11 protein-coding genes and 1 pseudogene are annotated in these 16,927 nt (G+C 45.2%); 5 read left to right on the top strand and 7 right to left on the bottom strand.

The window, feature by feature from the left end; all coding sequences use genetic code 11:
• From EO124_RS08780 to rpoB, 7 genes are all read right to left on the bottom strand, one after another.
• Window positions 1-333 (bottom strand): GTP-binding protein (locus tag EO124_RS08780; protein WP_206512548.1); only part of this gene is annotated, 333 nt, incomplete at its 3' end.
• 57 nt (window positions 334-390) lie between these two features.
• The gene (gene fusA / locus EO124_RS08775) at window positions 391-2,466 is read right to left on the bottom strand and encodes an elongation factor G (RefSeq protein WP_021842338.1); all 2,076 of its coding nucleotides are present in this window, start codon (window positions 2,464-2,466) and stop codon (window positions 391-393) included.
• Window positions 2,467-2,488: 22 nt separating this feature from the next.
• Window positions 2,489-2,959, bottom strand: coding sequence for a 30S ribosomal protein S7 (gene rpsG, locus EO124_RS08770; protein WP_006555649.1), 471 nt, complete (start codon window positions 2,957-2,959; stop codon window positions 2,489-2,491).
• A 46-nt stretch (window positions 2,960-3,005) separates the two neighbouring features.
• On the bottom strand, window positions 3,006-3,380 hold the full coding sequence (gene rpsL, locus EO124_RS08765) for a 30S ribosomal protein S12 (protein WP_006555648.1): 375 nt from the start codon (window positions 3,378-3,380) through the stop codon (window positions 3,006-3,008).
• Window positions 3,381-3,457: 77 nt separating this feature from the next.
• Window positions 3,458-3,703 (bottom strand): ribosomal L7Ae/L30e/S12e/Gadd45 family protein, encoded by a 246-nt coding sequence (locus tag EO124_RS08760; RefSeq protein WP_021842336.1) that lies wholly within the window; start codon window positions 3,701-3,703, stop codon window positions 3,458-3,460.
• A gap of 413 nt (window positions 3,704-4,116) precedes the next feature.
• A complete protein-coding gene (gene rpoC, locus EO124_RS08755; RefSeq protein WP_127059212.1) occupies window positions 4,117-8,328 on the bottom strand; it encodes a DNA-directed RNA polymerase subunit beta' in 4,212 nt (1,403 codons plus the stop codon).
• A 33-nt stretch (window positions 8,329-8,361) separates the two neighbouring features.
• Entirely contained in the window at window positions 8,362-12,513 is a 4,152-nt protein-coding gene (rpoB, locus tag EO124_RS08750) for a DNA-directed RNA polymerase subunit beta (protein ID WP_127059211.1), read from the bottom strand.
• 505 nt (window positions 12,514-13,018) lie between these two features.
• On the opposite strand from rpoB, the gene thiS reads away from it, so the two are divergent.
• The 5 genes and pseudogenes from thiS to EO124_RS08725 all read left to right on the top strand — a co-directional run bounded on the left by thiS (window position 13,019) and on the right by EO124_RS08725 (window position 16,924).
• Window positions 13,019-13,213, top strand: coding sequence for a sulfur carrier protein ThiS (gene thiS / locus EO124_RS08745; protein WP_021842333.1), 195 nt, complete (start codon window positions 13,019-13,021; stop codon window positions 13,211-13,213).
• A complete protein-coding gene (gene thiF, locus EO124_RS08740) occupies window positions 13,213-14,004 on the top strand; it encodes a sulfur carrier protein ThiS adenylyltransferase ThiF (protein ID WP_127059210.1) in 792 nt (263 codons plus the stop codon). Before thiS ends, thiF begins: the two co-directional genes overlap by 1 nt.
• 4 nt (window positions 14,005-14,008) lie before the next feature.
• Window positions 14,009-14,833: pseudogene (locus EO124_RS08735) on the top strand (thiazole synthase).
• Between the two features lie 119 nt (window positions 14,834-14,952).
• A complete protein-coding gene (gene thiH / locus EO124_RS08730; RefSeq protein WP_127059209.1) occupies window positions 14,953-16,191 on the top strand; it encodes a 2-iminoacetate synthase ThiH in 1,239 nt (412 codons plus the stop codon).
• A complete protein-coding gene (locus EO124_RS08725; RefSeq protein WP_127059208.1) occupies window positions 16,172-16,924 on the top strand; it encodes a thiamine phosphate synthase in 753 nt (250 codons plus the stop codon). The genes thiH and EO124_RS08725 overlap by 20 nt, the downstream gene beginning before the upstream one ends.
• Window positions 16,925-16,927: the final 3 nt, after the last annotated feature.

Genomic DNA, 16,927 nt, shown 5'->3' with positions numbered 1-16,927 from the left:
GCCGTCAGTTGCAGCGATAACCAAGATAGCGCCGTCCATCTGAGCAGCACCGGTGATCATGTTTTTAACATAGTCAGCATGGCCTGGGCAGTCAACGTGAGCATAGTGACGGTTTTCAGTTTCATATTCTACGTGAGAAGTGTTGATTGTGATACCGCGTTCACGTTCTTCAGGAGCTTTGTCAATCATGCTGTAGTCCTGGAACTGAGCTTTGCCTTCTTCAGCAAGTACTTTAGTGATTGCTGCAGTAAGAGTAGTTTTACCATGGTCAACGTGACCGATAGTACCGATGTTAACATGCGGTTTAGTACGTTCAAATTTTGCTTTTGCCATTTTGAATTGTCCTCCCGGATAATTAAAATTTTACTTATTGTGTTAACCCTTAAGGGATTAGCCGTTTTTCTTTGCCTGAATTTCTTCAGCAATTTTCTTAGGCACTTCTTCGTAATGGTCTACTGTCATAGAGTAGTTACCACGGCCCTGAGTTTTGGAACGGAGGTCCGTTGCATAACCGAACATTTCGCTCAATGGAACGAATGCTTTGATATGCTGGCTGCCGTTACGAGCTTCCATGCCTTCCATACGACCACGACGAGAGTTCAAGTCGCCGATTACGTCGCCCATGTATTCTTCCGGTACATCAACTTCTACCGCCATGTATGGTTCGAGAAGTACTGGGTCAGCTTTACGTGCACCTTCTTTGAAGCCCATCGAGCCGGCGATTTTAAACGCCATTTCGGAGGAGTCAACATCATGGTAAGAACCGTCAAATACGATTACTTTGATGTCAACCATTGGGTAGCCGGCGATAACACCGGATTCCATAGCTTCCTTAACACCGTTTTCAACCGGTCCGATGTATTCACGAGGAATTGCACCGCCGACGATTTTGTTTTCAAATTCGAAGCCTGCACCAGGTTCTTGTGGAATTAATTCCAACCAGCAGTCACCATATTGACCACGGCCACCGGACTGACGTACGAATTTACCTTGAGCTTTAACAGATTTGCGAATCGTTTCACGGTAAGCAACCTGCGGTTTACCAACATTACATTCAACTTTGAACTCACGGTTCATACGGTCAACGATAATGTCGAGGTGAAGTTCACCCATACCGGAAATGATTGTCTGACCGGTTTCTTCATCAGTACGAACTTTGAAGGTTGGATCTTCTTCAGCCAAGCGGGCTAAAGCGATACCCATTTTTTCCTGATCAGCTTTAGTTTTTGGTTCAACTGCTACGGAGATAACCGGTTCTGGGAATTCCATGGATTCAAGAATTACCGGAGCCTTTTCATCACAGAGAGTATCACCGGTGGTTGTATCTTTCAAGCCTACAGCAGCTGCGATATCGCCGGAGTAAACACGTTCGATTTCTTGACGGCTGTTAGCATGCATCTGAAGGATACGGCCGATACGTTCTTTCTTACCTTTTGTGGAGTTGAACACGTAAGAACCGGATTCTAAGGAACCGGAGTATACGCGGAAGAACGCTAATTTACCAACATAAGGGTCAGCCATGATTTTGAAGGCCAATGCGGAGAATGGTTCTTCATCGGATGCAGGGCGAGTTTCTTCAGCGCCTGTATCAGGGTTAACACCTTTAATAGCTGGAATATCAAGTGGAGATGGCATGTAGTCAATAACTGCATCCAATAACATCTGCACACCTTTGTTCTTATAAGAAGAACCGCAAAGAACAGGGAACAATTTGTTTTCACAAACTGCTTTACGAAGAGCAGCTTTTAATTCATCAATGCTGATTTCTTCGCCTTCCAAGTACTTCATCATGATTTCGTCGTCAGTTTCGGCAATAGCGTCTACCAACATTTCACGACGTTCTTGAGCTACTTGTACGTAATCTTCAGGAATATCGGTGATTTCGAATTCTTTACCATCATCGCTGATGTAGATTTCGGCTTTCATCGTCATCAAGTCGATGATGCCTTTGAAAGTATCTTCAGCGCCGATTGGTACTTGAAGAGCAACACTGTTTGCACCCAAGCGTTCTTTCATCATGTTTACAACATTGAAGTAGTCAGCGCCTACGGTATCCATCTTATTTACATAAGCGATACGTGGTACGCCATAGGTAGATGCTTGACGCCATACAGTTTCAGACTGTGGTTCAACGCCACCTTTAGCACTGAACACTGCAACGGAACCGTCAAGTACGCGCAACGAACGTTCTACTTCTACAGTAAAGTCAACGTGACCCGGGGTATCAATGATGTTGATGCGATGTTCTTTCCAGTGACAAGTAGTCGCAGCAGACGTGATTGTAATACCACGTTCCTGTTCCTGTGCCATCCAGTCCATCGTCGCAGCGCCTTCATGAACTTCACCGATCTTGTGAACTCGGCCTGTGTAGTAAAGAATACGTTCCGTTGTGGTTGTTTTACCGGCGTCGATGTGAGCCATGATACCGATATTACGAGTTTTCTCTAACGAAAATTCTCTTGCCACGAATGTCAACTCCTCTTACTAATTACCAACGATAATGAGCAAATGCTTTATTAGCTTCTGCCATTTTATGAGTGTCATCTTTTTTCTTAATAGCTGCGCCAGTGTTATTGAACGCATCCATTAATTCACCGGCCAAACGTTCTTTCATGGTGCGTTCGCCACGAAGACGAGCGTAATTTACCATCCAACGAATACCTAACGTCTGACGACGATCGGCACGAACTTCAACCGGAACTTGGTAGTTAGCACCGCCGATACGACGAGCACGAACTTCCAATACAGGCATTACATTTTTTAAAGCCTGATCAAATACTTCCATTGGGTCTTGACCCATTTTGGAACGAATAATTTCAAATGCATCATATACGATAGTTTCGGCAATACCTTTTTTACCATCGTACATTACTTTGTTAATGAAGCGTGTAACCAATTTGCTGTTGTACACCGGATCTGGAAGTACATCACGCTTCAACACAGGGCCTTTTCTTGGCATGTTATTTCCTCCTCTACGATGTGTGATTTCAATTGTTTAGCTATAATTATTTCTTAGCTTTTTTAGCGCCATATTTGGAACGGCTCTGCATACGATTCTGTACGCCGGCTGTATCCAAAGCACCACGAACAATGTGATAACGCACACCTGGTAAGTCTTTAACACGACCACCTCTGATAAGTACTACACTGTGTTCCTGTAAATTGTGACCAATGCCTGGGATGTAAGCAGTTACTTCAATAGCGTTTGTCAAACGAACACGGGCAACTTTACGAAGCGCGGAGTTCGGTTTCTTTGGAGTAGCAGTATATACACGAGTACATACACCACGTTTCTGCGGACTTTCTTTAAGTGCAGGAGCGTCGGATTTCTTTGTCAAAGTTTGACGGCCTTTGCGTACTAACTGGTTAATAGTTGGCATGTGGGCACCTCCTTTCCAAACAATTAGATTTATAATTGATCTGCCGTGACAAATTGTCACCACAGATATTACCAAATTTAGCGCAGCACCCCAATGGCAGCTGCTTTCACTTTAATCTTACCGGCCTTACCAAGTTCTTCCATGGAGTGTTCTTGATTTACCGGTACGGCGTTTTTCTCACAAAGTTCAAGTATGGGCAACACCACTCGATCATCGCTGTTATTAGCAACAAACACCATCTGAACTTCGCCGCGCATAATCGCTTTCGACGTTTGTTTAGCTCCGATTGTCTTTTTCGCTGATGTTAATACTTCGATTTCCATACCATTACTCCTTGATTTTTCTTGTACTCAGGCACACTCTCCCCCGAGCACTATAACAGTTTAGCATTACTACCCCATGCCTGTCAACAACTTTTATAGCCTTTTCACCGCATTAAATCAACATTTTATATGTACACTTATCCGTGTGTTTCAAAAGGCTTTATTTTTGCATATTTCACATAATTTTATACAAAATTTACGTAAATTTTCTTCATTTTATACAATTCTATACATCAATTGCTAAATTAGCATACATAGATTTCGAATTAAATATAAAAGAGTGCCATTATTTTTTACATAATAACACTCTCTTACATAACTATATTTATGACATTATTTATGACATTGGCTCCGGTAAAGTTGAAAACCGTAAGCTCTCCTCTCTACCGATACGCCAATTGTCAACATTCTACTTATTCTTCAGCTGCAGCCGGAGCGTCAACCGCTACCACATCTTCGATCTGAGGCTCTTTTTTAGTAACCTTAATCTTACGATAACGGCTCATGCCGGTACCGGCCGGAATCAACTTACCGATAATAACGTTTTCTTTGAGACCCAATAACGGATCGATTTTGCCTTTAATAGCAGCATCAGTAAGAACACGAGTCGTTTCCTGGAAGGATGCGGCCGACAAGAAGCTGTCGGTAGCCAACGCAGCTTTAGTAATACCGAGTAAAATACGTTTACCCGTAGCCGGTTGTTTGCCGTTCAAGATAAGACGACGGTTTTCTTCTTCAAAGGTGTTAACATCGATAGGATCGCCAGGTAATAAGTCGGCATCACCCACTTCTTCTACCTTCACTTTATGAAGCATCTGGCGCACAATAACCTCAATGTGCTTATCGTTAATTTCTACACCTTGAGATTTATATACTTTCTGTACTTCATAAACGAGGTAACGCTGAGTAGCTTCGGTACCCATTACGCGCATGATGTCATGTGGATTAATGGAACCTTCTGTTAAACGAGCACCCAATTTAACTACATCACCGTCACGTACGATAATGCGAGCACCGTATGGAATGAGGTAATCATATTCCACACCGTCTTTGTCGGTAACAAAGATAGTATTGGTACCTTTTTTATTGTCATTAGGTACTACGCGAACAGTACCTTCCACTTCACTGATGATAGCATGACGTTTAGGGCGACGTGCTTCGAACAATTCTTCAACACGTGGCAAACCTTGCGTAATATCATCACCGGCAACACCGCCTGTATGGAATGTACGCATTGTAAGCTGTGTACCCGGTTCACCGATAGACTGAGCGGCAATAATACCAACAGCTTCACCAACCTGTACCTGGTTGCCGGTACCGAGGTCACGGCCATAGCACTTCATACATACACCATAAGGGGAATGACAAGTTAATACAGAACGGATCTTAACCGTTTCATAGTGTTTAACTACTTCATCAGCCAATTCTTCCGTAATTTCGCCATTGAGTGGCACGATAACTTCGCCGGTTTCTTTATTGATTAATTCTTCAGCTGCTGTACGACCTACGATACGGTCTTTAAGCGGTTCAATAATACCGGAACCTTCAACGATGGCTTCCACTTCAATGCCGTGGATGTCATTGTTGCGTACCTGTACTTCTTTAACATCACTGTCAAGAATAGCTTCAATGCCTTCTTCAGTAAGGGCACTGTGAGCCGGGAATACTTCATTGCCTTCGCTGTCAACTACGGCGTTAACAGTATCCTTGCCGAGCATATTCTGAACCATGGTTTCACGCAATGTCTGGCGAATGCCTTCATCAGTTTCACCGAGGCTGATTTTTTGTACCAAGTTCGTATGGTTAATATCGCTGTCGCTACCCAAATGAGCGCCGCGAAGATCGATATCGGTAATCTTATGATCGGCTAATGCTTCAAGATCTGTAAGAGTCAAGATGGTTTCAGCTGCCAATACGAGTTCACCCGTTACAGGATCTACAACATCTTTATCGAGTACGCGACCGATCAATTTATCTTTCAACAAGGAAAGAGCCTGACGAGTGGAACTTGCCAAACGAGCGCGTTCGCGCACTAAGTCGATACCTACTACGTCACAGTCTTCTTCGCGAACGATAACGTCTTGCGATACGTCAACGAGACGACGAGTTAAGTAACCGGAGTCAGCTGTACGAAGCGCCGTATCGGCCAAACCTTTACGAGCACCATGGCTGGATGTAAAGTAATCCAATACAGTAAGACCTTCCTTAAAGTTAGCCTTGATCGGCAAGTCGATGATTCGACCGGATGGGTCGGCCATCAAACCACGCATACCGGCCAACTGACGAATCTGCTGTTTGTTACCACGGGCACCGGAGATAGCCATCATGTAAACCGGGTTGAAACCTTCCTGGTCACGCATCATGGTATCCATCATGGCATCCGTTACATCTTCCGTAGCCTGAGTCCAAAGTTGGATAGTTTTACGATAACGTTCATCTTCGGACATGTAACCACGGCGGTAGTTGCGGGATACTTTTTCTACATCTTCATCGGCTTTTTGTAAAATTTCAGCTTTTTCAGTCGGTACTTTAATATCCGCAATAGCGATAGTCATACCGGCACGACGAGCGTAAGAGTAACCCAAGGATTTTACGCGGTCAAGAAGTTCGGCGGTTTTTTCGTTACCGAACAACTGGAAGCACTGGTCAACCAATTTACCAACCATCTTCTTGTCCATTACGCGACCCAATGTATAATGTCCGTCTTCCTGCAATTCGTATTGACGAAGTTCAGGATAGAGGGCGTTGTTAAAGATCAAACGACCGGCCGTTGTTTCCACACGACCATAGCCTTCTTCACGAATGTATAAAATATCTTGCAAGCCGATTACGCCGGAATCATAAGCCAACATAACTTCGTCGTAATTAGCGAAGTATTTAGCTTTTTCCTTCGTATGTTGACGTACTACAGTTAAGTAGTAAGTACCCAAAATCATATCCTGGGAAGGAACCGCTACCGGTTTACCATCCTTAGTGGACAAGATATTATGGGAAGACAACATGAGGGTACGCGCTTCGGACTGAGCTTCTACGGACAATGGCAAGTGACAAGCCATCTGGTCACCGTCGAAGTCGGCGTTAAACGCAGTACATACTAACGGATGCAATTTAATGGCACGACCTTCCCAAAGGATAGGTTCGAATGCCTGGATCCCCAAACGGTGCAATGTCGGTGCACGGTTCAAGAGTACCGGATGTTCTTTAATTACTTCTTCCAATGCTTCCCAAACGCCCGGGCCGATACGTTCAACCTGACGTTTAGCCGCTTTAATATTGCTTGCCTGCTGGCGTTCTACCAAACGTTTCATAACGAAAGGTTTGAACAATTCGAGGGCCATTTCTTTAGGCAAACCGCATTGATGCATTTTGAGTTCCGGACCAACTACGATTACGGAACGGCCGGAGTAGTCAACACGTTTACCTAAGAGGTTCTGACGGAAACGACCTTGTTTACCTTTAAGCATATCGGATAAAGATTTCAAAGGACGGTTACCCGGACCTGTTACCGGACGACCGCGACGACCGTTATCGATTAAGGCGTCAACGGCTTCCTGTAACATACGTTTTTCGTTGCGCACGATAATATCCGGCGCACCTAAGTCGAGCAAGCGTTTTAAACGGTTGTTACGGTTAATTACACGACGATATAAATCGTTAAGGTCAGATGTAGCAAAACGACCGCCGTCGAGCTGAACCATAGGGCGTAATTCCGGTGGAATAACCGGTACTACATCCATAATCATCCATTCCGGTTTATTGCCGGACTGGCGGAATGCTTCAACCACTTCCAAACGACGTACGGCACGAATTTTACGCTGACCTGTCGCCGTTTCGAGTTCACTGCGAAGTTCAACATTAAGGGCTTCAAGGTCCAATTCACTAAGTAATGCTTTAATGGCTTCAGCGCCCATGTCAACGCATACGAATTCCACTTCTTCTTGAGCGCCTAATTCGTAACGTTCTTCACGAGTCAATTCTTCGTATTCTTTTTCTTCTTCGGCAATTTCAGTGCTAGCTTTTAATGCTTCATTAGCAGCAATTTTGCGTTGTGCTTCGGCAATAATCGCCAAACGTTCGCGGCGCTGAGCCACGGTTTCAATTTCAACCTGTTTGCCGTTGATTTTGTAATCTTCTTCATTGAATTGCGCTTCATATTCGCGGAATTCAGTTTCAGATAATAACTGACGTTTCATGAGCGGTGTGCTGCCCGGATCAACTACGATATAAGCAGCAAAGTAAAGTACGCGCTCTAAGGAACGTGGTGATACATCAAGGATAAGGCCCATACGAGATGGGATACCCTTGAAATACCAAATGTGAGATACCGGTGTAGCCAATACAATATGACCCATGCGCTCACGACGCACTTTAGAACGAGTCACTTCTACACCACATTTATCGCAGACTACGCCTTTATGGCGAATGCGTTTATATTTACCGCAATGACATTCCCAGTCCTTGGTCGGTCCAAAAATACGCTCGCAGAACAAGCCGTCACGTTCCGGTTTAAGCGTACGATAGTTAATTGTTTCCGGCTTTTTAACTTCCCCATAGGACCAATCTAAAATTTGTTCCGGCGAAGCCAAGCCGATTCGCATAGAATCGAATTCATTAACGTCTAGCACAAGTATCGCTCCCTTCTTTCGGATACTCAAATATTAGTCTTCATCAGTTTCGGATTCGCCGTCATACGTAGCCATTGTGCTAAGTATGTCGTCATCTTCTCCGCTCGTTACCGGTTCTTCTTCGATAACATTCGCTTCTTCCGTATCGTCAGCTACTGCATCTGAGCCTTCCATTACTTCTTTGATTTCATCTTCATTCGTATCTACATCATCGTCATCATCAAGTTCTTTGATTACAACTTCTTCTTGATCTTCGTTCAAAATCTTCACATCAAGACCGATACTCTGAAGTTCTTTAAGCAATACTTTGAAAGATTCCGGCACGCCCGGTTCAGGAATATTTTCACCTTTAACAATCTTTTCGTATGCTTTCACACGACCTACCACGTCATCAGACTTAACAGTGAGCAATTCCTGCAAGGTATACGCTGCACCATAGGCTTCCAACGCCCATACTTCCATTTCCCCGAAACGCTGACCGCCGAACTGAGCTTTACCACCCAATGGCTGTTGCGTTACTAAGGAGTAAGGACCGGTTGAACGGGCATGAATCTTATCATCAACCAAATGGTGAAGTTTTAACATATATACATAACCAACGGTAACTTTGTTATCCATCGGTTCCCCGGTACGACCGTCATACAATACGGTTTTACCGTCATCGTTTTTGCCGGCAATACGAAGGGTATCGAACACGTCACTTTCGTGCGCGCCGTCAAATACCGGTGTAGCGATATGGATACCGGCTACATCAGGTTTTGGCATGCCGTAAGTTTCGTAGTCATAACCGTAAGATTCCAAATCTTTGCGGATTTCTTCGCGTTTTTCACGTGCCGATTCAATAGCATCGATGATATCAACAACTACGGAAATTTCTTTTAATTCAATCTGTAAAGACTCTTCCATTTCCGGAGCTTGTTCTTCATCGTCAAAATATTCAATTTCAGCATCGCTGTATTCTTTTTCGATAGCGCGCAATTCGTCATAACGTTCGCGGCCACCGAGTTCAGCTAATTGGTTCTGTGCTTCCGTATAAATTAAGCTCAACGCTTCTTCACGGCGTGCATCGATTTCACTGTCCACATCAAGATGGGCAACTGTTACGTTTTCCGCCACTTTAGCTTTTAAAGCGTCCATTTCGCCGTACAATTCTTTAATACGGTCGATATTATCCCAATAACGGCTGTCGGCTTTCGCTTGGTTCAATACATTTTGAATCTTCAGGTCCGTAGCTTTAATCTGCATGCCGAGACCCTGAACAGCCCAACCGAGGTGAGTTTCCAATACCTGACCGATGTTCATACGAGAAGGTACGCCCAATGGGTTCAATACGATTTGAACCGGTGTGCCGTCCGGCAAGAATGGCATGTCTTCCTGACGCATTACGCGGGAAACGACACCCTTGTTACCATGACGACCGGCCATTTTATCGCCTTCGTGGATTTTACGTTTTTGTGCAATATATACACGAACTAATTTATTAACGCCCGGTTGTAATTCATCACCGTTTTCACGAGTGAAGACTTTAACGTCAACGATTTTACCGGATTCACCATGTGGTACACGAAGCGAAGTATCACGAACTTCACGTTCTTTGTCACCGAAGATGGCACGCAATAAGCGTTCTTCCGGCGTTAATTCTGTTTCACCTTTTGGTGTAACTTTACCAACTAAGATATCCCCCGGATGAACTTCCGCACCGATGCAGATGATACCTTCTTCGTCCAAATTGCGAAGATTGTCATCGCCCGTATTCGGTAATTCACGAGTAATTTCTTCGGCACCTAATTTGGTGTCACGCGCATCACATTCGTATTCTTCAATGTGAATGGATGTATAAATATCTTCTTTGCAAAGTTCTTCACTAAGCAAGATAGCATCTTCGTAGTTGTAACCTTCCCAAGGCATGAACGCCACGAGCACGTTAAAACCAAGTGCCAATTCACCGCCGTCGGTAGCCGGGCCGTCAGCCAATACCTGACCTTTAACAACGCGGTCGCCGCGGAATACGATTGGTTTCTGGTTGAAACATGTGGATTGGTTGGAACGAAGGAATTTATTCAATTTGTAAACGTCAACACGACCGTTGTCGCGCTGTACATGGATTTCATTACCCCAACAACGAGTAACGATACCTTCTTCTTTAGCAAGTACGCAAACGCCGGAGTCAGTAGCGGCTTTGTATTCCATACCGGTACCTACAAGCGGAGCCTGAGCGCGAAGCAAAGGCACGGCCTGACGCTGCATGTTCGCCCCCATCAAGGCACGGTTGGCATCGTCGTTTTCGAGGAATGGAATCATAGCGGTACCGATGGAAACAACTTCCTTCGGACTAACGTCCATGTAGTCAACTTTTTCAGGAGCTACTTCAAGGACTTCAGAACCGCGACGACAAGCGATATGAGTATCTACGAAGTTACCTTCATCATCGAGAATGGAGTTAGCCTGTGCAATGGTCATGCCTTCTTCTTCGTCGGCAGTCATGTACACAACCTGATCCGTAACTTGTACTTTAATGATTTTGTTAGCGTCATCGCCGGTACCGTAGATTTTTTCTACACGACGATATGGCGCTTCAATAAAGCCGAATTCATTAACTTTCGCATAGTTGGAAAGGGAAGAAATCAAGCCGATGTTCGGACCTTCAGGCGTTTCGATCGGACACATACGACCATAGTGGGAGTGATGCACGTCACGAACTTCGAAGCCCGCACGTTCACGAGACAAACCGCCAGGTCCCAATGCGGACAAACGACGTTTATGAGTCAATTCGCCAAGTGGGTTAGTCTGGTCCATGAACTGGGACAACTGAGAGGAACCGAAGAATTCTTTAATAGCCGCTACTACCGGACGAATGTTGATGAGCGCCTGTGGCGTAATCATAGCATTGTCTTGAATCGTCATACGTTCACGCACAACTCGTTCCATACGAGTTAAACCGATACGGAATTGGTTCTGTAACAATTCGCCTACGCAACGCAAACGACGGTTACCCAAGTGGTCGATATCGTCCACATGACCAACACCATCCATCAAGTTTAACAAGTAGCTGATGTTGGCAATCATATCTTCGCGAGTTACCGTACGATGTTCAAACGGTAAGTTGCTGTTATTGCAGATAACTTTGAAGGAATGACCTTCAGAGCTCTTCACATAGAATTCCGCAAAACCTTCACCGCTGAAAACGCCGCTATTAGCAACGATATCGAGCTGTTCTTCGTTCATTACTGTATCAGCATCAACGATAATTTCGCCGGTTTCCATGTTTACGATTGGCTGAGCCAAAGTCTGACCCAACATACGTTGACGCCAGCCTAATTTTTTATTCAATTTATAACGACCTACGCGCGCCAAATCATAACGACGAGGATCGAAGAATAAATTATCGAATAAATTACGAGCACTTTCTACTGTAGGCGGTTCGCCCGGACGTAATTTTTTGTAAATTTCAACCAATGCTTCTTCGGAAGATTCGGTTGTATCTTTTTCAAGCGTGCGGAGTAAGCGTTCGTCGTATACGCGATTGCCTTCTTCGTCAGTTTCACCATTCCAGAACAATTCCAAAATGGATTCATCCGTGCTCCACCCAAGGGCACGTACTAAAATTGTAGCCGGTAATTTGCGGTTACGGTCGATACGTACAGACACGATTTCATTAGCATCCGTTTCGAGCTCGATCCAAGCACCACGGTTAGGAATTACTGTGGAACCGTACAAGCGGTTACCCATAGTATCAATTTCACGAGTATAATATACACCCGGGGAACGAACGAGCTGAGATACGATAACACGTTCCGCACCGTTGATGATGAATGTACCGGTTTCGGTCATCAACGGGAAGTCGCCCATGAAAACTTCCTGCTCTTTAATATCCTGGTTTTCAGGATCATTATTAATCAAACGAACGTTAACGCGCAATGGTGCTGCATAGGTAGCATCACGGTTTTTACATTCATTAATATCATATTTTGGCTCCCCAAGGCTAAATCCTTCAAAAGAAAGCACTAAATTACCTGAATTGTCTTTAATCGGAGAAATATCGTCAAAAATATTTTGTAAACCGCTCTCCAAAAACCACTCATAAGACTTGCGTTGCACGTCCAACAAATGTGGCATTTCTAGAACTTCGTTAATTTTAGCATACGTATAACGCGTTCTTTTACCTACCTTCTCAGGTTTGAACATACCAGCTTTCACCCCTCATTTCAATTGGCTTACCTTCTATTCTATAACGGTATGACATCAGACAAAAATCCAGGTCTCAGTTTTCCTGTTAACGCAATGACAAAATAAGCAAGGCTCTCATTTTTTTATTTTGAACCTTGCTTCGCCTTCGGTTAACACAACCTTGGAAGATTTACCCTTTATCAGTAACGATGTTATAGTCATATTATTGAGTACTCCTTAATTTATACGACGCATTCGTACGCCTATAAAATAATATTATACATTAATCAATATATATCTGAGTACATTTGCAATTTAGTATTATATCATTATAAAATTGCTTTGTCAAAAATATTTTGCAAAAAATATTTCCCGGACAATGGCTGAAAAAAATTTTTGAAAAATCACTTTGCCCATTCTCAAAACTCTGCTATACTGAAATCAATATATAACCATGACATGAAGGGGGAGCACCACCAAAAGGGTGCTCTCCCTTCATGTCTTTTTTTATAAGGAGGCATCCATGATCGTCAACGGCAAAGAACAAACGCTCACGGAATCTGTGACAGTTTCCGCCTTTCTCGAAACTGCGGGCTACAATTCCAAACGCGTTGTGGTGGAGCGAAACCGCATCATCATTCCGCAAAGCGAATTCGAATCAACTTGGTTACTGGACAGCGACACGCTGGAAATTGTTCACTTCGTAGGAGGCGGCTGATGAATATTACAGTAAACGGCCAATCCCGGTCGGTAGCTCCCGACTCGGTTACGGCGAATATTATCACCAACGGCAGTGATGACCTTTGGTTACTGAACGGCTTCGCCGTCGATGGTGCAACACCCCTCAAAGAAGGCGACGCTTTATTACGCGTGTCACGCACCGAAGCGCCCGATGAAGCAACGTACGATGCGGTATGGAACGCACGGTACGGCACCAAAATTTATGGGTGTCTCAAACAAAGTCATGTTCCGATCTGCGGTGCCGGCGGTCTCGGCTCACATATCGCCATTAGCCTTGCGCGGCTTGGCATCGGCGAACTCACCATCATCGACAAAGATGTGGTAGACATTACGAACCTCGGTCGCCAAGCTTATGAAATGACGGATTTGGGCAAACCGAAAGTTGTAGCCTTAAAAGCCATTCTTCACCGCATCAATCCATTCATTAAGGTCAACGCTATTCACGACACGATTCACAGTAACAATTACGACAACTATTTAAAAGGCTTCCCCTACATCATCGAAGCCTTCGACTCGGCTGAAAACAAAGCGGAATTAACAAGCTATGTACTAACGCACTATCCCGCAACAACGTTAATCGGTGCCAGTGGCGTCAGCGGTTACGACCATCCGAATACGGTACAAACTAAAGAATTATTCAGCCGCTATTACCAAACGGGTGACGGCCACAGCGAAAGCACCCTCGGACTTTTGGCCCCGCGTGTCATGCTCTGCGCCGCTCACGAAGCAACCATGCTCTTACATTTATTACTGACTCAAAAGGAGTGACACTATGTCAACAACAGCCTCACAACAGGCCACCATCGAACCAAGTTCTAAATTTACACCGGAAGGCGACACCTTCACGCTGGGTGGCAAAACATTTTCTTCCCGCCTTATCTTAGGTTCTGGCAAGTTTTCACTGCCCCTTATAAAAGCCGTTGCCGAAGAAGGCAAGGCTCAGATTATAACCTTGGCCCTTCGCCGTGCTACCCCGGACGGACAGGAAAATATTTTAGACTTCATGCCTAAAGATATCACCTTATTGCCGAATACATCCGGTGCCCGCACCGCGGAAGAAGCTGTCCGCATCGCCGAACTGTCCCGTGCCATGGGCTGCGGCGATTTTGTCAAAGTGGAAATTATCAGCGATGCCCGTTGGCTCCTACCGGACAATTAAGAAACGATTCGCGCCACCAAAATGTTGGCTGATAAAGGCTTTGTCGTACTTCCCTATATGTATCCCGATTATTATGCCACTAAGGCTCTCAAAGAAGCCGGCGCTGCTGCCATCATGCCATTAGCCGCACCGATTGGCAGTAACCGTGGCCTTTGCACCAAAGCCTTCATCGACATCGTCCTTCAAAGCACTGATCTGCCAATCATCGTTGACGCTGGCATCGGCAAACCGTCGGAAGCGTGTGAAGCCATGGAAATGGGCGTCACCGCCATCATGTGCAATACGGCTATTGCTACGGCCGGTAATGTAGCGCAAATGTGCAAAGCTTTCCGCCTGGCCATCGAAGCCGATCGCCTGGCGTACCTTGGCAAAACCGGGCGCGTCATTACAGACCAAGCGGAAGCATCCAGTCCGCTCACCGGATTCTTAAACGATTAAGCGCCTACACATGAAATGATTACGTGCGCACCTTTAGAAACAAGTTCTTCCCACATTGATTACCGCATTACTTTCCTAATGCGCAAATAAACTGAAGCTCAATAATTTAGGAGATCATAATGAATATATTACCTAATCTTCGTCATATGATGCCGCCCAGGCTCAACGGCCACATCAAAACGACCACGCCTGACGACGAAGCCATATTAAAAAATGACATCATGGCCTACACTTCGTCCATGGACCAATTGGATATGACACGGCTCAACTATGTACTGAATACTAAAAACAGCTTTTCTGATAAAAACTTTACCGCCAACCATGTAGAGCAAGCCTTGACCAAAGACACATTGGAACCGGAAGATTTTATGGCCCTCCTCAGTACAGCTGCTGCTCCCTATTTGGAGGCGATGGCGCAAAAAGCCAAAACCTTAACCAGGGCTCGCTTCGGCAATAACGTGCAACTATTCACGCCCCTCTATATCGCCAACTACTGCCATAACGGTTGTCGTTACTGTGGTTTTAACAGCAAGCAAACGATTAAACGAGCCCAACTTTCCATGGATGATGTCAAACGCGAGTTGGAAAGCATTGCCCAAACAGGCTTACAAGAAATTTTATTTTTAACCGGTGAATCGGAATCACGCTCTTCCATCGAATATATTGCATCCGCCCTCGAACTGGCCAAACCATATTTCGCCAACATCGGCATAGAAATCTATCCGGCCAATCAAGCGGACTACGAAATTCTCCATCAAGCGGGCGCGGACTTTATTACCGTCTTCCAAGAGTCATACGACCTCAAAGCCTACGAATATTACCACCCTTACGGCAATAAACGATCCTTCCCATACCGTTTCTATGCCCAGGAACGAGCCTTGAACAGCGGCTTTAGAGGCGCCGGCTTTGCCGCTCTATTAGGTCTTAGCAATTTCCGCTACGATGCCTTAGCCACCGGGCTTCACGTCTGGAGTACCCAGCAAGCCTTCCCGGCTGCTGAACTCAGTTTTTCCGTACCACGCTTGCGTCCGGTTAACGGTGAGCTCGGACACTTCAACCATTTAGTGAGCGACCGCGACTTCTTACAAATCATGTGTGCCTATCGTTTATTTGTACCGCAAGCACAAATTACCGTATCCAGCCGTGAAAGTCGTGAGTTCCGCAATGCAGTCATGAATATTTGTGCCACTAAAGTATCCGCCGGCGTTCAAGTGGATGTAGGCGGCCACAGCGCAAGTAATAAACATCGCAGTAGCGACCAGTTTGACATTAGCGATACCCGAAGTGTCCCCGAAATGCATGAGGATATTCAAAAACTGGGGTTGCAGGTAGTGTACCATGACCACATCAGAGTCTAATACAAATAAAGCTACTATGAATACCGGAGTAGCGGCCAAGAAACAGGTAAGCCCACTAGCGCCTAAGAAGCTGACCTATGTCACCCACTTGCCGGCACTCTATGAGTTTTTGAAAAAAAGCAATTCCACTAATTCGGCCACGGCCTATTTAAAAACACTCATCTGCGCCAAGCCGGACAATGTGCTACTACGCGCCAAAGAACTGCCAGTACAAGACTACGAAAAGCTGCTGACAGAACTATTGCCGATAGCAAACAAGGCAGGCGTACAACTTATAGTGAGCCATCATATCGACTTGGCCGTTAAGTATAACTTGCCGGTGCAACTGTCGGTAGCGGAATGCATTGAGGCGACAGCTCAAACCGTAACAGACGGTGTTTTAAGTCAAAAAACGCTTCGCCCCACCCCATTGCCATTCGGCGTGTCCGTTCACTCGTTACTCGAAGCCAAAGCGGCAATCACTCATGGAGCCGATTGGCTGGTCCTGGGCCATCTCTTTCCGTCCCGGTGTAAACCGGGTCTTACGCCTCGTAATACGGAAGAATGCCGACATATCCTTGAATTGGCGGCCACTCACCGAATTCCGATTCACGGCATCGGCGGTATCAACTTTACTACCTACCCGCAACTTCCGAAGGCTTATGCAGGCATCTGTGTCATGACGGAAACGATGGAACAGCCCGATATCGAGAGTTACACGAAGAAGTGGCATGAAATCATGGCCGACAAATAAAAA

The organism is Veillonella ratti (assembly GCF_003992115.1).
Classification (GTDB): Bacteria; Bacillota; Negativicutes; order Veillonellales; family Veillonellaceae; genus Veillonella_A; species Veillonella_A ratti.
Note: the sequence above shows the minus strand (reverse complement) of the source record. Positions and strands in the feature narration are given on the sequence as shown.